The following is a 16929-nucleotide window of genomic DNA, read 5'->3' on the forward strand; positions in this document are numbered from 1 at the left end:
CTACTGCAACCTGACCAGCTGACCAGTTATAGTTGACCAGAGAAGCTATCGACCGACGACGAACGAGAGCACCGTATGGAGATCGACGCGGCGGCCTCTGGCGCGATGCTCAAGCGCGAGCGGGTCCGTGACGCGATCCTCGAGCTCATCGAGGCGCGGCGTCCCGGCGACGCCATCCCGTCCGAGCGCGCCCTGTGCTCCGAACTCGGGGTGTCCCGCCCGACCCTGAGGGCGGCGGTCGACGAGCTGGTCGTGGCGGGGCTGCTCGTGCGCGAGCACGGCCGGGGCATGTTCGTGGCGGCGGAGAAGATCACCCAGGAGCTGGTCTCCGACCAGCACGCCTTCAGCCTGCCGCGGGCCGGCGGGGTGTGGACCAGCAGGCTGCTCGAGTTCAGCACCCTGCCCGCCGGTGCCCGGGTCAGCCGCAAGCTCCGCATCTCCCCCGCCGCCGAGATCCTCTACGTCGCCCGCCTGCGCCTCGTGGACGGCTCCCCCATGGCGATCGAGCACCTGCACGTCCGGGCGGATCTGGCCCCGGGCCTGACCAGTGAGGAACTGGAGCAGGGCGACCTCTACGAGCATCTGCGCGACCGGCACGGCCTCCAGGTCGACGAGGCGGTGCAGTCGATCGAGCCCACCGTCGTCACCCGCGCCGAGGCCGAACTCCTCGACGTGCCCGAGCTCTCCCCCGCACTGCTCTTCGAGCGCCTCACCACGGACACCCGCGGCCGCGCGGTGGAGTACGTGCATTCGCTCTACCGCGGCGACCGGTACCGGATCGTCTCCCGCCTCACCCTCAGCGCCGGCGATGCGCAGCCCACGGGGAACGAGGGCCACCATCCGGGCATTCCACCGGGCGACTTCACCGGGGGCGACCCGGTCCCCTTCTCCACCAGGGGCGTCGTGCAGCAGAACGTCTGAGCGGGGCGGGGTCGGTCAGAGGTGGCAGGTCTCGTCGTAGATCAGGCCGTGCCACCAGCCTCCCCCGCGCCATGTCTGGCGGTACGCGAAGGGGTCGGGCAGCGTCCTGCGCCGCAGCTCCTCGTCCAACTCCGCCACCAGGGCCGCCAGTTCACGGCGCGCACGGTGCGGCGGGAGCCGGGACAGGACCAGCGCGAGGAGGTCGCGGGCCACTGCCACGTTCTCGCCCCGTTCGCAGTCGTCGCAGCCGCAGACGGTGCGCCGTGGGTAGAGGGGACTTCCGGGGCGGGCCAGGAATGTCCGGAGGCACTTCAGGGCGATGCGGGTGTCGCCGAGGCCGAGGCCTTCGTCGCGGGGGCGCCGGGACTCTTCCGCGTGGATCGCGGACACCGTCCGGCCGGAAAGCCGGTCGATCTGCGGGGGCGCGCCGATGCTCCCGTACATCCGGCGGGGCCTGGTGATCTGGGCGCGGAGCGCGCCGGGCCGCTTACGCGGCATGGGCCTTTCGGACAGCGGTCATCCGGTGATCATGGCATGGGCCTCAAGGGCTGTCGAGGCTCGTCGGTGGCAGGCAGGCGACCAGCAGGTCCGCCAGCTCGACGGGGCGGCTGAGCGCGACGCAATGGCTCGCGGCGATCTCGTGCGGGACCACACCGAGGCGTTCCCGCACGAGCCGGCGCAGGAAGTCGGGCGGCAGGAAGCGGTCTTCCGTGCACAGGACGCATGCCGTCGGCACGGTCGGCCAGGTGTCGAGCGGCCAGGGCTGGGCCGACGCGGCCGGCGAAGGGTGTGCCCGTTCCCTGCCCATCGCTTCCTCGGCGAGTGGGCGGGGCACGTCGTGGTAGAACGCGACATAGGGGTCGTCACTGCCGGTGAGGCCGCCGTCCCGGGCGGCCTGGCGCCTGACGGCCTCGGTGTAGTCGGTGTCGCCCCACCACTGGTCGGGTGACTCGCCCGGCGCGGGGACCATTCCGGCGACCAGCACCAGCGCCTCGACGGGACGGCGTGCCGCGACGAGCGGCGCGGTGAACGCGCCGAACGACTGGCCCACGACGACGAGGCCGTGGCGGTCGCCGACCGCCTCGACCACGGCGTCGGCGTAGTCGTCGAGGGTCAGCGAGTCGTCGTCGCCCGGGAGGTCCGGAGCGACCACGTCGTGCCCGCGGGCCCGGAGTTCGGCCTCGACCAGGTGCCAGTACCAGCCGACGTCTCCGGCACCGTGGATCAACACGAAGGTCTGCACGCCATGCCTCTCGTCCGTTCTCGCCCAGCGGGCTCCCACCACCATGTTCCCTTCAGGCGGGAAGGGCTCGCGCCCCGGCGGCGGCTCCCGCCCGAGCCGCCGCCGGGGCGGTCGGTCAGAAGGTGAGGTGCTGGTAGTGCCGCAGGCGGGAGCCGGCGGCCTGTTCGGTCATGCCGAGGGCGGTGGCGACCTGGGAGATCGCCTCCTGCCGGCCGCCGGTGATGAACCGGGTGGCCAGGGGGCCGAAGACGGCGGCGGCCGATTCGAGTTCGCCGACGGCCTTCAGTACGGCGAGCGGGTGTTCGTCGACGAGCTGGTCGAGGCGCTCCTGCAGCCGGCTCAGCAGGGTGTCCACGTCCTCGGGCAGTTTCACCGCGCGGGCCGCGACGTCGTCCATGTGGGCCTCCCAGTCCCGCTCGGGCCCGGAGACGTCGTAGTCGTGGGGGTAGTCGGGGTTGATCTTCTTCCAGTCGATCGGGACGGTCCGCTCGCCGCGCCACCCGCACGCGCAGCTCCCCCGCATCGCCGTGGCGGCCGGCCTGTGGGAGTCGCCGGTGTAGACCCACCAGTCCGTCGACTCGTGGAAGTAGGCACCGCTGCCCATGTCGAAGTAGACCGGCCCCGGCTCGCTGCCGTCGGCGAGCAGCACCCCGACCTTGCCCTCGTGCGACTCGAATCCGTCACGCTTCCAGCACATCGCGGGAATCCCTCCTCGGCGGCACAGAGCGGCGGCCCGAGCGGGCCGCCCGCGTCCACGATGGGACAGCGGACGGCGGCGTCGCAGGAGAGTTGGCATATTCCGAAGGCAAGTGGTTGCGCGGCGGATCGCCGCACGCCCCCCGGCCCGGGAATCGGGCCGTTCGCCGGTCGGGCCGGCGTTCGATCGGTGACGGCGTGGGCGGGGTATCGCCTCCCTCGCCCGGATGGCGGACCATACTGGTCACGCCCTGCTCACCCACCGAACGGTTCCATGGCCAAGAACAGCACTCCACCGACCCCCGTCCCCGACACCGCCTGGCTCGGGCGCGGACGCCACCTCGGGCCCGAGCCCGAGCGGGACGTCCGGCGCAACCTGATCGCGCTCAAGGCGGCCCAGGTGATCGACGACTTCCTGGACCTCGACCCCGTGGAGGCGGCCCGCTCCACCGATCTGTACCCGCGGGACGAGTCCGCCGATCCCGGCCCGTCCGCCCGTCGGCTCTTCGAGGCGCGGTGGCGCGTCGGTGAGGGGGTCACGGTGCGGGCGCAACTGACGACGTACGAGCCCGAGTCGCGCCGTACGGACGGTGAGGGCGTCGGCTGGGTCCTGGCCGCCGAGGCGGAGCGGGCGTGGCAAGCGGACTGGCCGTCGCCCGCCACCGTGTTCTGGCCCGACAGCGACCAGGTCGCGTGGGACGACCACGACACGGTGCCGGGTGTACGCCTGCGGGCGGCGAACCACCTGCCCAAGGACGACGACGAGCTGCGCCGCGTGCTGCGGGTCTGCCTGCGGCAGAGCTGGTACATCCATGTCGTGGTGCACGAGGCGATGACGCCGGACGTGCTGGGGCGGCAGCCGATCACGGCGTTCCTGCCGCCGAGTCTGCGTCACCGGGTGGTCGAGCACCGGGCCGCGCCGGAGCAGGCGCTGATCGCCGACTTCGCGGTCAAGAAGGAGGCGGGGGCGGGACTCCCGCGCGGTGGAGCCGTCGTCCTGGCCCCGGCGGAGCGGGTTCCGGGGTACGAGGCCGAGCGCTTCACCGTACGCAATGTCTTCCTGGACGGCACGGAGCCGACCGAACTCCTCGGCAAGATCAAGGAGTTCGCGGCGCTGCCGCAGCCGATGCCGGCCGACGCCGAGCAGGTCCTGACCCGGCTGCGCCAGGGCTGGCACCTGCTCACCCCGGACGAGGAGCTGGTGCACGCCCGGGCCATGGTGACCCGGTACGCCAAGGCGCTCGAAGCCATGACGGCGTCCTGCGACCTGTACCGGGAGGCGGCCGAGTCGGCGCTCGCCGCCCTCGCCGAGGCGACCAGGGGCAACGGCTCGCCCCAGACGCCCGCGGCGGCGCCGGCGGCGGCCGCGGTACCCAAGCAGAACGCCTCGCCGCTGAAGAGCCTGACCAAGGCGTTCTCGCTCTTCCGGGGGACGGGCGTGGAGACAGAGGGGCGGCAGAGTACGGACGGCCGGTGACATGCGCCGGGAGGGGCATCGGCCCGGGCCCGCCTCGCGGGCGCTATGCCGGGACGGCCTTCAAGGCCTCGGCGAGCAGCGCGACCAGTTCGCCGATGACCGGCGGCCGGAGGCCGGTTCTGCTCACGGCGAGGACCTCGCGGTGGAGCGGTGTGGACTCCGGCGGCAGGGCGACCCGTTGGACCGTGGGCCGGCCGGTCTCCTCGGCGAGCAGGGTGACGGGGATCAGGCCGACGGCCAAGCCGGCTCTGATCATGGCGAGCATGCTGTGCAGGTCCTCGGTCTCCAGCGTGACGTCCGGGGAGATGCCCAGTTCTCCGGCCCAGCGCCGCAGCAGACGCCGATCGGGGTTGTGCGGATGCCCTGAGGTCCATCCCCTCTCCAGGCATGCGGCCAGGTCGAGTGGGCGACGGCCCGGCTGGGGCCCCGCGACGAGGACCAGTGGCTCGTGCCCCAGGGAGGTGATCTCCCACTCGGGGGAGGGGACCGGCGGGTCCTCGGGCAGGTACCGGTAGGCGATGAGCAGATCGAGGTCGCCCGAGGTGACCCTGGGCAGTCCTTCGTGGGTCTCGACGATGACCAGGCGGATACGGGCGGCGCCTCGGTCGCCGGCCTGGAGAGCGGTCAGGACGCCGGGCAGCAGGTGGCTCACGGCGCTGGGGTAGGCGCCGACGCGCAGTTCGGCGATCTCGCGATTGGAGATGCCGTCGGCGGTGTCCCTGAAGCGGGCGGTCGCCTCGAAGAGCGTCCGGGCCGCCTGGGCGAGGGAGCGGCCGGCGGCGGTCAGGATGAGCCGGCTGCCCGGGCGGCGGACGAGCACTTCGATGCCCAGGTCGCGCTCCAGCGCGGCGATGTGCTGGGAGACCGCGGACGGCACGTAGCCGAGGGCTGTCGCCGCCTCGGCCATGGAGCCGTGCTCCACCACGGCCAGGAAGGTGGAGAGGAGCTTCAGATCCGGCTGGGTCTTCATGGACCGTGAACTCTCCCTTCTTGATCCATCGCTTTACGTGTCCGTACGCCAGTGCCAGAGTCTGGGAAACCCACCGCTTCCGCGCCCGCCACCCAGGCCGCCGCCTGCGCACTCCCTCCGTCGAAAGCTGAGGCCATGGCCCTCGACCTGCCCGCCCTGCGGGCCCACTTCCCGTCCCTCGACAGCGGCCTCGCCTTCTTCGACGGCCCGGGCGGGACGCAGACGCCCCGCCCCGTCGCCGAGGCCATCGCGGCGACGCTGACCGGCCCGCTGTCCAACCGGGGAGTCGTGAGCCCGTCCGAGCGCAACGCCGAGCGCGCCGTGGCGGACTTCCGCGCCGCCTGTGCCGACCTGCTGGGCACGCCCTCGAACGGCATCGTCCACGGGCGCAGCGCCACCCAGCTCACGTACGACTTCTCCCGTCACCTGGCGAAGGACTGGCGGGCCGGCGACGAGATCGTCCTCAGCCGCCTGGATCACGACTGCAATGTGCGGCCCTGGATCCAGGCGGCCGAGCGCGCGGGGGTGAGGGTCCGCTGGATCGAGCTGGACGCGGCGACCACGGAGCTCGACCTCGCGTCGTACGAGCGGGCGCTGTCGCCCCGTACGCGGCTGGTCGCGGTCACCGCGGCCTCGAACGTCCTGGGCACCGAGCCGCCCGTGCGCCGGATCGCCGACCGGGCGCACGAGGTCGGCGCCCTGGTGTACGTGGACGGAGTCCATTACGCCGCGCACCACCTGGTGGACATACCCGCCCTCGGCGCCGACCTGTTCGTCTGCTCGCCGTACAAGTTCCTCGGACCGCACTGCGGTGTGCTCGCCGGCCGGCCGGAACTCCTGGAGACCCTCCGCCCGGACAAGCTCCTGCCGTCGCCCGACACCGTGCCGGAACGTTTCGAGTTCGGCACGCTGCCCTACGAGATCCTGGCGGGGGCCACCGCGGCGGTGGACTTCCTCGCCGCTCTCGACCCGGGCGCGGCGGTCTCGCGCCGCGAGCGGCTCGCGCGGTCACTGGGCTCCCTGCACCGGCACGAGCTGGCGCTGCGCACCAGGCTCGAGGAGGGCCTGCACGCCCTGGGCGACGCCGTCTCCGTGCACTCGAAGGCGGCCGACCGTACGCCGACCCTGCTGATGTCCTTCGAGGGCCGCGACGCCCGCGAGGCCCAGGCGCATCTGGCCGGGCGGGGCGTCGTGGCCCCGGCCGGATCGTTCTACGCGTACGAGCCCTTCACCGCGCTGAAGCTGGAGGACCCCGCGCTCCGGGTCGGCCTCGCGCCGTACAACACCGCCGACGACGTGGACCGGTTCCTCGACGGGCTCTCCTCGTTCCTCTGAGGTGTCACCGGCCGGCGGTCCCCGCCGGGACTCCGGCCGGATCGCGGCGCTGCTGTCCGTGGTGCTGCTGCTCGCAGATCCGGACGACACAGGTGTCGTCGAGCGTGAGCGGTCCGACGCCCACCCTGACCCGGAGCCGGGCGCCCACGTCGGGCCAGTTCGGGTCCACTGCCATGACCTGCTGCGTACCCGAGACCCATTCCCCGTAGCGAAAGCCGTCGGACAGCAGGCTCCACACCGTGGACGGCGGGCTCAAGATCAAGCGACGATCCCGCGACACCGCGACCGCCTTCCCTTCTCTCCCTAGGAAATGGCGTCCAAGGCCGCGGCCGACGCTATCCGCACCGTGCCGCCCCCGCACGCGGAAGGCGGCCGCACGCGGGGGCGACCGACAGGGTGGGTCAGGCGGCGGGTCCGGGCACGAAGACGCGTTCGAGGAGGGTGTACAGGGTGTCCCGGTCGGTGTCGTCGAGCCGGGCCAGGCCGTCGTGCGTGGTGTGCATCTTCGCGCGGATCGCGTCGGTGACGCGCTCGCCCTCGGGCGTGAGGATGACGTTCTTGACGCGCCGGTCGGACGCGCCGGCTTCGCGGCGGACGAGGCCGCGCTTCTCCAGCCGGTCGATGATGCCGGTCATGTTGGAGGCGTCGCAGGTCATGGTCTCGGCCAGGGCGCGCATCGCGGCGGGTCCCCGGCGCAGCACGGTGAGCGCCTTGCCCTGGCTCGCCGTGAGGTTCTCGCTCGCCGCCGCGACGGTGAAGTCGCCGTAGTAGACGCCGAGCGACACCGAGAGCAGCTCCATGAGCTGGGCGGTGTCGACGCGGGGCGTTTCGGTGCGAGGAGCTTCTGTCATGGGGCCACTCTACCGCGAGAAACTTGACTACCTCAAATATCTACCTCTACCTTCATTCCGTTGCATGAAGTTCTCAAGCATCAAGGTTGTCAAGCAGTAGCCATGAGGAGCGTCCCCGTGACCGTCACCGCGTCCCCCGCCTCCCGCGCCGCCGAGATCCTTTCCCGGCCCGTCGCACTGAAGGGCCTGACCGTCCCGAACCGCATCGCGATGGCGCCGATGACGCGCATGTTCTCCCCCGGCGGCGTTCCCGGCGAGGACGTGCAGTCGTACTACGCGCGCCGCGCCGCCGCCGGCGTGGGCCTGATCGTCACCGAGGGCACCTACGTCGGCCACGAGTCCGCCGGGCAGAGCGACCGTGTGCCGCGGTTCCACGGCGAGGAGCAGCTGGCGGGGTGGGCGAAGGTCGCCGCGGCCGTGCACGAGGCGGGCGGCACGATCGTGCCGCAGCTGTGGCACATCGGCATGGTGCGCGAGCAGGGCCAGGCGCCGTACGCCGACGCCCCCGCCGTGGGCCCCTCCGGTATCCGCGTCGACGGCACCGAGGGCACGGGCAAGGCGATGACCCAGAGCGACCTGGACGACGTCATCGGCGCCTTCGCCGAGGCCGCCGCGGCGGCGGAGCGCATCGGTTTCGACGGCGTCGAGCTGCACGGCGCCCACGGCTACCTCGTCGACCAGTTCCTGTGGGAGCGGACGAACCGCCGTACCGACGCCTACGGCGGCGACTCCGTGGCCCGTACGAAGTTCGGGGCCGAGATCGTCGCCGCGGTCCGCGCGGCCGTCTCCCCCGACTTCCCGGTGATCTTCCGCTACTCGCAGTGGAAGCAGGAGGCGTACGACGCGCGGCTCGCCGAGACCCCGCAGGAGCTCGAGGCGATCCTGGCCCCGCTCGCCGCGGCCGGCGTCGACGCCTTCCACGCCTCGACGCGCCGCTACTGGCTCCCGGAGTTCGAGGGCTCGGACCTGAACCTGGCCGGCTGGACCAAGAAGCTCACCGGCCTGCCGACGATCACGGTCGGTTCGGTCGGCCTCGACGGCGACTTCATCCGCGCCTTCGCGGGCGAGGGCGCCGAGCTCGGCAGCCTCGACAACCTCCTCGACCGCATGGAGCGCGACGAGTTCGACATGGTCGCCGTCGGCCGCGCGCTGCTCCAGGACCCGGAGTGGGCGGCGAAGGTCCTGGCGGGGCGGAGTGACGAGCTGAAGCCGTACGACGCGGCCGCGCTCAAGACCCTGAGCTGAGCCCCGGGCGCCGGGGCGGGTCCCGTGCCCCGGCGCCGCCAGGCGATCACCCCGCGCCGACAGGCATCGCCTGGCGCCGTCAGGGGGCAACAGGCGCCGTCAGGCGATCAGGCGTTCCGCCAGCAGGAGTGCGCCGATGGCGATCATCATGGCGCCGGAGACCCGCGAGACCGCCCGGGCTGCCGAGGGCCGGGTCGTGAGCACCGTGCGGGCGAGCACGCCGACGGCGAGGTAGACGACGGCGCACACCGTCAGGTGCACGGTGCTCAGGAGTCCGGTCTGCGCGGTGACCGGCCAGCCCGTGGCCGGGTCGATGAACTGCGGGAACAGGGAGAAGTACAGCAGCAGCGCCTTGGGGTTCAGGCCGCTGGTCCCGGCGCCCTTGATCACGGTCCGCAGACGGGAGGCCCCCGCCCCCTGGGCCCCTGCCTGGGCGGCCGCCGGCGTGGCGGGCTGCCGGAACACGCCCCAGCCCAGCCAGAGCAGGTAGCCGGCGCCGGCGACGGTCAGCGCCGTGAGCACGTTCGGCGAGTTCGCCACGATCACCGCGAGGCCGGCGACCGCCATCAGGGCGTACGCCGTGTGCCCGACGATCAGGCCTGCGACGGCGGGGACGACCGAGCGGTCCCGCAGGCCCGCGGAGATCGCGTAGGCCCAGTCGGCACCCGGGGTGAACACCAGCAGCAGGTCCACTGCCAAAAAGGCCGCCAGTGTCGTCGTGTCCACGATGGTTCCCTCGGTTCCTTCTCACTCTTCTTGCTGTGCGTGGGAAGGCTAGGGCGGATATGCCCGAAAGTGTTTGCGTTCTTACCCCATGATCGCGAGATTCGGGGGAGAATCTTCTCCATGGATGCCCTGGACCGGAAGATTCTTACCGAGCTGCAGCTCGACGGCCGCCTCACGGTCACCGAACTGGCCGCCCGCGTGCAGCTCAGCGTCTCGCCCTGCCACCGCCGCCTGCGCGACCTGGAACGCGAGGGCGCCATCCGCGGGTACCGCGCCGTGGTGGACCCGAGCGCCGTCGGTCTGAACTTCGAGACGCTCGTCTTCGTCACCCTGCGCTGGGAGGACCCCGACACGGTCACCGCCTTCGAGGAGGCCGTCGCCGCCATCCCCCACGTGCTGCAGGCCCAGCGGCTGTTCGGCGAACCCGACTACCTCCTGCGGGTCGCCACCACCGACCTCCCCGCCTTCCAGCAGTTGTACGACCGGCAGCTCGCCCGGCTGCCCGGCGTCCAGCGTCTGACGTCCACGCTCGTGATGAAGAACGTGGTCGACGACCGCCCGCTGCCCTGACAGCGGCCGGGCCGACCGCGACCGGGCTCACCGCGGCCGGGCTGTCAGAGCCGCCGTCTAGGCTGTCCCACAGATTCGATCAAGGAGCGGGGCAGTGCGGATAGAGCGTCACCAGGTGGGCGGGGCCGTCGTGTCGGCGGCGCGCGAGGACTTCACGAACCGGATCGGGGGCCAGGTGCGGTCCATGTCCCGGGGCGGCCGGATGGCCACCTACGAATGGCAGTCGATCGCCGAGGAGTTCCTCGAGTATCTCGGCGCGCTGTCCGTCGAGACGCCCGACCTGGACACCCCGGAGGCGAAGGCCGCCCTCAAGGACGCCTCCGAGGCCGCGGCCGGCGCGGTCGCCTACGCGGCGTACCACCCGCACTGCAGCTTCCAGATCTTCCTGGACTACGTGAACTTCGGGATGAGCTACGACCCGGGTGAGGACGCGCCCCCGGAGAGCGTGACGCCCGGTGACTGGATCGACGCGCTCTGTCTGGCGGTCCTCAGGGACAAGGCCACGTGGCACGGCGAGGCCTTCCACTTCGCCCGGCAGAAGTTCGCCGAGCGGGTGCAGGGAACGCCGCTCGGCGAGCTCGCCACCGCGCTGACGGCCGTGTTCCTGGACGACACCGGCGACGACGAGGAGGAGTATCCGCCGAGCGCGCAGGCCAAGCTCGCCGCCGTCGACGCGGCCCTCGACCGCGTCCGGGCCCGCGCGGTGGAGACCGGCGAGCCGCTCCTGGAGCAGTCGAACAGCGCGGCGCTGCGCACCGTGCGCGCGCTGGCCGCCGAGGACCGGGGCGCTTTCGATGCCGCGCTGGCCGACCTCCTGGTCCGGCACAGCAGCGTGCACGGCGTGTCGGCCCGGCCGAGCAGCCTGCTCCCCCTCGTGCCCATCGCCCTGGCCGCGCTCGCGTACCGGAGCCTGGGCTGGACGCCGGCCGTCCACACCGACTACCTGCCGCACGCGCTGGTCACCGGCTTCGAGTCCCGGGGCCCGCGGGTCACCGGGTTCGGCAGGGACCGGCGGCCGGACGCGGTGGCCGCGCTCGCCGCGGGTCCGCTGGTGGTGGACCGGCCGGTCGGCGAGGGGACGGTGGGCGCGCCGATCGAGGCCAGGTACGACGAGCACGTTCAGGAGGCGTTCACCCCGTCCCCCGGGAAACCGCTCGCCGTGTGGCGGCTCGCCGGCGTGATGGGCGATCAGGAGCGGCTGTTCAAGTGGCGCGCCGAGAACCCCGACCAGGTCACGGACGCCCAGCTCGCGAAGCTCCGGCTGGCCTCCGCGGCGGGGGCGGCCCTGTTCCGCATCGCCCTCGCGGAGCCGGGCACCGAGGTCGAGGTGACCGTCGACGGGCGGACGCTGCGGTACGAGGCGAAGCGGGGCGAGGACGCCGGCGCGGGCAACTGGCAGACGGCCACGGCCCTCGCCCTCATCACCGGTGTACGCCAGGATCTCGCCCCGCTGGTCCTCACCGGGCCCGCCTTCGCCCGCCCGGACGGCTCGGCCTTCACCGCGTACCGCGAAGCCCTCCACGCGTATCTGAAGGGCACGGATCCGGAGGCGGCCGCGCAACGGGCGCTGGATCAGGCGGAGAAGGCCAAGGACTGGGGGTTCGCCATGCCGCCGGCCGTGCTGCTTTCGCAGCTGGTGGAGGGCGACGAGGAGAGCTTCAACCTGGCCCTGGCCGACGCGCTCGAAGCCCACCGCGACCATTACCGGGTCGCCGACCGCGCCGACGACCCCGACGCCTCGGTCAACCTCGACATCCTCGCCCTGGCCTGCCACGCGCGGCGCCGCGGCTGGACCATCCGGGTCGAGTCGCCGTACCTGCCGCAGGCGGTTCTTCGGGCGGCCGAACCCTTCTAGGGGCGGTCGCCCGTCCGGGACCGGGCCGGCGCCAGGGCCAGGGCGATGTCCAGGATCATGTCCTCCTGGCCGCCGACCAGGCGGCGGCGGCCGCATTCCAGCAGGATGGCGCGGACGTCGACGTCGTAGCGGCGGGCGGCGGTCTCCGCGTGGCGGAGGAAGCTGGAGTAGACGCCGGCGTAGCCGAGGGTGAGGGTTTCACGGTCGACGCGGACGGGGCGGTCCTGGAGGGGGCGGACGAGGTCGTCGGCGGCGTCCTGCAGTTTGAACAGGTCGCAGCCGTGCCGGAAGCCCGAGAGGTCGGCGACGGCGACGAAGGCCTCGATGGGGCAGTTGCCGGCGCCGGCGCCGTGGCCGGCGAGGGAGGCGTCGACGCGGCGGACGCCGTTCTCGACGGCGACGACCGAGTTGGCGACGGAGAGCGAGAGGTTCTCGTGGGCGTGGATGCCGATCTCGGTGTCCGGGTCGAGGACGTCGCGGTAGGCGCGGACGCGGGCGGCGACGTCGTTCATCGTGAGGCGGCCGCCGGAGTCGGTGACGTACACGCACTGGGCGCCGTACGACTCCATCGACTTCGCCTGCCGCGCGAGCTGTTCGGGCTCGGCCATGTGGGAGAGCATCAGGAAGCCGGAGACGTCCATGCCGAGCTCGCGGGCGGCGGCGATGTGCTGCGCGGAGATGTCGGCCTCGGTGCAGTGGGTGGCCACGCGCACCGAGCGGACGCCGAGGTCGTAGGCGTGCCTCAACTCATCCACCGTGCCCACGCCCGGCAGCAGCAGGGTGGTGAGACGGGCGCGCCTGAGGACCGAGGCGGCGGCCTCGATCCACTCCCAGTCGGTGTGGGAGCCGGGGCCGTAGTTGACCGAGCCGCCGGCGAGGCCGTCACCGTGGGCGACCTCGATCGCGTCGACGCCGGCCTCGTCCAGGGCCGCGACGATCCGCTTGACGTCGTCGGGGGTGATGCGGTGCCGGACGGCGTGCATGCCGTCCCGGAGCGTGACGTCCTGGACGAAGACGGGGGTGCTCGGGGTGGGGGTGCTCACTTCAGGCCTCCTTCGCGGCGGCGATCTGCTCGGCCATCCGCACCGCGGCCGAGGTCATGATGTCGAGGTTTCCGGCGTACGCCGGGAGGTACATGCCCGCGCCCTCGACCCTGAGGAAGACGGAGACCTGGTGGGTGGGCCGGGTGGCCGCGCCGTCCGCGAGGAGGGTCTCGACCGGCTGGTCGGCCGGGATCTCGGTGATCTGGACGTCCTGGACCATGCGGTAGCCGGGGACGTACGCCGAGACCTCGGCGACCATCTTCCGTACCGACTCGGTGATCTGCGCCTTCGCGGTCTCGCCGTCCTCGCCGGCGGGCAGCGTGGCCAGGGCGAAGACCGTGTCGCGCATCATCAGGGGCGGTTCGGCCGGGTTGAGGATGATGATCGCCTTGCCGCGCCCGGCGCCGCCCACCTGCACGATCGCCGAGGAGGTGGTCTCGGTGAACTCGTCGATGTTGGCCCGGGTCCCGGGGCCGGCCGACTTCGAGGCGATCGAGGCGACGATCTCGGCGTACGCCACCGGGACGACCCGGCTGATCGCGGCCACGACCGGGATGGTGGCCTGGCCGCCGCAGGTGACCATGTTGACGTTCGGCGCGTCGAGGTGCTGGTCGAGGTTGACGGCCGGGACGACGTACGGCCCGATCGCGGCCGGCGTCAGGTCGATCACGCGGATGCCGAGCGGGCGCAGCTTGGCGTCGTTGTACCGGTGCGCGCCGGCGGAGGTGGCGTCGAAGACGATGCCGATGTCGTCGATCTGCGGCGACTTGAGGAGGCCGTCGACGCCCTCGGCGGTGGTCTCGAAGCCGAGGCGGGCCGCGCGGGCGAGACCGTCGGAGGCGGGGTCGATGCCGACCATGACCCCCATCTCGAGGTGCTGCGCGGTGCGCATGATCTTGATCATCAGGTCGGTGCCGATGTTGCCCGAGCCGATGACGGCGACCTTGGTCCTGCTGGTGCTGCTCATCGTCGTTCCTTACGCGGAGAAGGTGACCGACACCGTGCCGAGGCCGGTGACGGTGGCGCGGACGGCGGCGCCCGGCGGGACGGGACGCATCGGGCCGAGGGCGCCGGAGAGGACGACCTGCCCGGCGCACAGGGGTTCGCCCAGGTCGCGGGCCTGGCGGGCGAGCCAGACGACGGCGTCGACCGGGTCCCCGAGGCAGGCGGCGCCGTTGCCGGTGGAGACGGTCTCACCGTCGATCGTCAGGGTCATCTCGGCGGCGACCGGGTCGAAGGCGGTCAGCGGGACGCGCCGCGTGCCGAGGACGTAGGCGCCGGCTGACGCGTTGTCGGCGACCGTGTCGCCGAAGCTGATGTCCCAGTCGGCCACCCGGCTGCCGCAGATCTCGAGGGCGGCGACGGCGTGGTCGACGGCCGCGCGCACCTGGGCGGCGTCGAGCGGTCCCTCGGCGAGGTCGGCGCCGAGGACGAAGGCGATCTCGGCCTCGACCCGGGGCTGGAGGACGGCGTCGGACGGCACGACCGCGCCGTCGGCGTGCGCCATGTCGTCGAAGAGGAAGCCGAAGTCGGGCTGGTCGACGCCGAGCTGCTGCTGCACGGCGGCGGAGGTCAGGCCGATCTTGCGGCCGGTGACGGTGGCGCCGGACGCGATCCGTTCGGCGGTGAGCAGCCGCTGCACGGCGTAGGCGGCGCGGACGTCGTCGCGGCCGATGAGGTCGCGTACGGGGGCGGCGGGGGTGCCGGTGGCGGCGGCCGCGCGGAGCCGGGCAGCGGCGGCGGCGATGCTGTCGGTGCCGACAGTGGGGTGGTTCTGGGGCATGGCGTCCAATCTGCGGTACGGGGAGGGGCGAGCTCCATGAAGGCGTTCCACTCAGCGGTACGCTCTTCTCATGGAGGACAGCGACACCGTCCTGGGCAAGGCACTGGCGATCCTGCGGGCGTTCGGCCCGGCCGACTCCGTGCTGCCGCTCGCCGAGCTGGTGCGGCGTACGGGTCTGGCCAAGGGCAGCGTCCATCGCGTCGCCGGGGATCTGGTCCACCACCGGCTGCTCGACAAGACCGAGCACGGCTACCGGCTCTCCGGCGGTCTCTTCGAGCTCGGCATGCGCGCCGCCGCCGAACGGACCCTGCTCGAAATGGCGATGCCGTTCCTCCAGGACCTCTACGAGCGGACCCACGAGACGGTGCACCTCGGCGTGCGCGAGGGGCACGAGGTCGTCTACGTCGCCAAGATCGGCGGCCACCGGCAGGCCAGGACGCCGTCCCGCACCGGCGGGCGGATGCCGCTGCACTGCACGGCCATCGGCAAGGTGCTGCTCGCCCATGCCGGGGAGGAGGAGCGGACCGCCGTCCTGACCGGCCCGCTCGAACGGCGTACGCCGCACACCGTGGTCGCCCCGGGGCTGCTGCGCCGGCAGCTCGACAAGGCGGTCGAGACCGGGGTCGCCTACGAGCGTGAGGAGTCGACGCCCGGTCTGCTCTGCGTCGCCGCGCCGGTCCTGGCCCCCGACGGGCAGGCGGCGGTCGCCGCCGTCAGCGTGACCGGCCCGGTCGGGCGCTTCCGCCCCGAGTCGCACGCCAACGCCGTCCGCGCCGCGGCCACGGCACTGGGGTCCACGCTCGCTCGCCGGCGGCCCTGAGACGCCCGGTGGCCGGGTGCGGCGCACAGCGCGTCGCACCCGGCCACCGTCCGGGCGTGGGGTGGTCAGGCCACCGGCTCCTCGACGGCCGCCGAGGAGAGCGGGATCGGCGTGAACATCTGCGGCTCCTCGTCCGGCGTCAGCGCGGTCGGACCGTACACCCAGTCGGTGAAGGAGTAGTCGTACGCGTCCCGCGCCCGCATGATCGCGTTGCGCTGCTCCCGGGCCACCCCGTCGACGTGCCACAGCTCGCCCCAGGCGCGGGCCGTGGTCTGCACCCGGCGGCAGTGCTCCACCCGGACCGCCTCGTACGCGGCGAGGGCGCCGTCCCAGTCCGGCGCGGCGCCCGCCGGGGCGGCCCCGGCCAGCCGCGCGTAGTGCTGTGCGAGCACCCAGCCGTCCTCGATCGCCATGATCGCGCCCTGCGCCATGTACTGCAGCGGCGGGTGCGCGGCGTCGCCGAGGAGGGCGATCCGGCCGTGCACCCAGGTCTCGATCGGGTCGCGGTCGAACATGCGCCACCAGCGGTCCCGCCACATCAGCGGGATGCCCTTGAGGACGGTGTCGCAGCTGCCTTCGAAGGCCGCGTCCAGCTCGTCGGGGGTGCCCCAGTCGTCCTGGCCGGCCATCGCCCTGGGCGACTCGAACACGGCGACCTGGTTGAACATCTCGCCGCCGCGCAGCGCGTACTGCACGAAGTGGCGCCGCGGGCCGACGTACACGGTGACGTCGTTCTCCGCGACGCCGTTGTCCTTGACCTGCTCGAACGGGACGGCGGCGCGGTAGGCCACGTACGAGGAGCTGACCGGCTCGTCGCCGATCAGGTCGCGGCGGGCCACCGAGTGCAGGCCGTCGGCGGCGACGACCAGCGGCGCGGACTCGACGCGGCCGTCCTTGAGGCGGACCAGGGCACCGCCCTCGGTGTTCTCGTAGGCGACGACGGTCTGGTTGTTGAGCAGCTCGACGCCGGCCCGCTCGCAGGCGCGCAGGAAGATGCCGTGCAGGTCGCTGCGGTGGATGACCATGTACGGGAAGCCGTAGCGGCGTTCGAGGTCGCGCAGGTCGAGCCGGGTCAGTTCCCGGGAGTCGAGCGCGTCCCGCATGACCATGTTCTCCGGGACGACGCCCAGCGACTTGGCCTCGTCGAGCAGGCCGTACTCGGCGAGGATGCGGGTGCAGTTGGGGGCGATCTGCAGGCCGGCGCCGACCTCGCCGTATTCCGGGGCCTGTTCGAGGACGCGGACCCGCAGTCCCCGGCGGGACAGGGCGTAGGCGGTGCTGAGGCCGCCGATGCCGCCGCCGACCACCAGGACGTCGGGCCGGCTGGCGGAGGTGGTTTCCGTGGTCATGTTCCGTTCCTTGCGTGTGCGGGGCGCTCCGCGGGTGGTGCGGCG

General features: G+C 72.7%; 18 protein-coding genes. 7 read left to right on the forward strand and 11 right to left on the reverse strand.

What is annotated here, in order from left to right:
- The first annotated feature begins 75 nt into the window (after positions 1–75).
- Positions 76–921: a GntR family transcriptional regulator gene (locus KV205_RS26875; RefSeq protein WP_265867205.1), complete on the forward strand. Its 846-nt coding sequence runs from the start codon at positions 76–78 to the stop codon at positions 919–921.
- A gap of 15 nt (positions 922–936) precedes the next feature.
- Here KV205_RS26875 and KV205_RS26880 read toward each other — a convergent pair whose 3' ends face one another.
- The 3 genes from KV205_RS26880 to KV205_RS26890 form a co-directional block, all read right to left on the reverse strand.
- Positions 937–1419 (reverse strand): hypothetical protein, encoded by a 483-nt coding sequence (locus tag KV205_RS26880; protein WP_265867206.1) that lies wholly within the window; start codon positions 1417–1419, stop codon positions 937–939.
- Between the two features lie 43 nt (positions 1420–1462).
- Positions 1463–2164, reverse strand: a complete 702-nt coding sequence (locus tag KV205_RS26885) for an alpha/beta fold hydrolase (protein WP_265867207.1) — start codon at positions 2162–2164, stop codon at positions 1463–1465.
- 115 nt (positions 2165–2279) lie between these two features.
- Positions 2280–2861 carry a hypothetical protein gene (locus KV205_RS26890; RefSeq protein ID WP_265867208.1) on the reverse strand — a complete coding sequence of 194 codons (582 nt, stop codon included), beginning with the start codon at positions 2859–2861 and terminating at the stop codon, positions 2280–2282.
- A gap of 273 nt (positions 2862–3134) precedes the next feature.
- Here KV205_RS26890 and KV205_RS26895 point away from each other — a divergent pair, with 273 nt between their 5' ends.
- Complete coding sequence (locus KV205_RS26895; protein WP_265867209.1) at positions 3135–4337, forward strand: hypothetical protein; 1203 nt, start codon at positions 3135–3137, stop codon at positions 4335–4337.
- Between the two features lie 43 nt (positions 4338–4380).
- Here the strand turns inward: KV205_RS26895 and KV205_RS26900 are convergent, their stop codons facing one another.
- Positions 4381–5307 carry a LysR family transcriptional regulator gene (locus KV205_RS26900; RefSeq protein WP_265867210.1) on the reverse strand — a complete coding sequence of 309 codons (927 nt, stop codon included), beginning with the start codon at positions 5305–5307 and terminating at the stop codon, positions 4381–4383.
- 135 nt (positions 5308–5442) lie between these two features.
- Between KV205_RS26900 and KV205_RS26905 the strand changes: the two genes are divergently transcribed.
- On the forward strand, positions 5443–6642 hold the full coding sequence (locus tag KV205_RS26905; RefSeq protein WP_265867211.1) for a cysteine desulfurase-like protein: 1200 nt from the start codon (positions 5443–5445) through the stop codon (positions 6640–6642).
- 4 nt (positions 6643–6646) lie between these two features.
- Here KV205_RS26905 and KV205_RS36345 read toward each other — a convergent pair whose 3' ends face one another.
- Positions 6647–6817: a hypothetical protein gene (locus tag KV205_RS36345; RefSeq protein ID WP_306806348.1), complete on the reverse strand. Its 171-nt coding sequence runs from the start codon at positions 6815–6817 to the stop codon at positions 6647–6649.
- A 226-nt stretch (positions 6818–7043) separates the two neighbouring features.
- Positions 7044–7442, reverse strand: coding sequence for a MarR family winged helix-turn-helix transcriptional regulator (locus KV205_RS26915; protein WP_265867306.1), 399 nt, complete (start codon positions 7440–7442; stop codon positions 7044–7046).
- 168 nt (positions 7443–7610) lie between these two features.
- Between KV205_RS26915 and KV205_RS26920 the strand changes: the two genes are divergently transcribed.
- A complete protein-coding gene (locus tag KV205_RS26920; protein ID WP_265867212.1) occupies positions 7611–8738 on the forward strand; it encodes an NADH:flavin oxidoreductase in 1128 nt (375 codons plus the stop codon).
- 99 nt (positions 8739–8837) lie between these two features.
- On the opposite strand, the gene KV205_RS26925 is transcribed toward KV205_RS26920, so the two are convergent.
- Positions 8838–9464 (reverse strand): LysE family translocator, encoded by a 627-nt coding sequence (locus tag KV205_RS26925; protein WP_265867213.1) that lies wholly within the window; start codon positions 9462–9464, stop codon positions 8838–8840.
- Positions 9465–9584: 120 nt separating this feature from the next.
- Here KV205_RS26925 and KV205_RS26930 point away from each other — a divergent pair, with 120 nt between their 5' ends.
- On the forward strand, positions 9585–10034 hold the full coding sequence (locus KV205_RS26930) for an Lrp/AsnC family transcriptional regulator (protein ID WP_265867214.1): 450 nt from the start codon (positions 9585–9587) through the stop codon (positions 10032–10034).
- 115 nt (positions 10035–10149) lie between these two features.
- The gene (locus tag KV205_RS26935) at positions 10150–11889 is read left to right on the forward strand and encodes an immunity 49 family protein (protein ID WP_265867307.1); all 1740 of its coding nucleotides are present in this window, start codon (positions 10150–10152) and stop codon (positions 11887–11889) included.
- Here the strand turns inward: KV205_RS26935 and dmpG are convergent.
- The 3 genes from dmpG to KV205_RS26950 are packed head-to-tail and all read right to left on the reverse strand — an operon-like array spanning position 11886 to position 14715.
- Positions 11886–12932, reverse strand: a complete 1047-nt coding sequence (gene dmpG, locus KV205_RS26940; RefSeq protein ID WP_265867215.1) for a 4-hydroxy-2-oxovalerate aldolase — start codon at positions 12930–12932, stop codon at positions 11886–11888. The two genes, KV205_RS26935 and dmpG, sit on opposite strands and share 4 nt — an antisense overlap.
- 1 nt (position 12933) lies before the next feature.
- Positions 12934–13899 carry an acetaldehyde dehydrogenase (acetylating) gene (locus KV205_RS26945; RefSeq protein ID WP_265867216.1) on the reverse strand — a complete coding sequence of 322 codons (966 nt, stop codon included), beginning with the start codon at positions 13897–13899 and terminating at the stop codon, positions 12934–12936.
- Positions 13900–13908: 9 nt separating this feature from the next.
- Complete coding sequence (locus tag KV205_RS26950; protein WP_265867217.1) at positions 13909–14715, reverse strand: 2-keto-4-pentenoate hydratase; 807 nt, start codon at positions 14713–14715, stop codon at positions 13909–13911.
- A 70-nt stretch (positions 14716–14785) separates the two neighbouring features.
- Here KV205_RS26950 and KV205_RS26955 point away from each other — a divergent pair, with 70 nt between their 5' ends.
- Positions 14786–15535: an IclR family transcriptional regulator gene (locus tag KV205_RS26955; protein WP_265867218.1), complete on the forward strand. Its 750-nt coding sequence runs from the start codon at positions 14786–14788 to the stop codon at positions 15533–15535.
- Between the two features lie 65 nt (positions 15536–15600).
- Here the strand turns inward: KV205_RS26955 and KV205_RS26960 are convergent, their stop codons facing one another.
- Entirely contained in the window at positions 15601–16884 is a 1284-nt protein-coding gene (locus KV205_RS26960; protein ID WP_265867219.1) for an FAD-dependent oxidoreductase, read from the reverse strand.
- Between the last annotated feature and the right edge of the window lie 45 nt (positions 16885–16929).

Origin of the sequence: Streptomyces sp. SKN60, from assembly GCF_026236535.1 — a bacterium.
Taxonomy (GTDB): Bacteria; Actinomycetota; Actinomycetes; order Streptomycetales; family Streptomycetaceae; genus Streptomyces.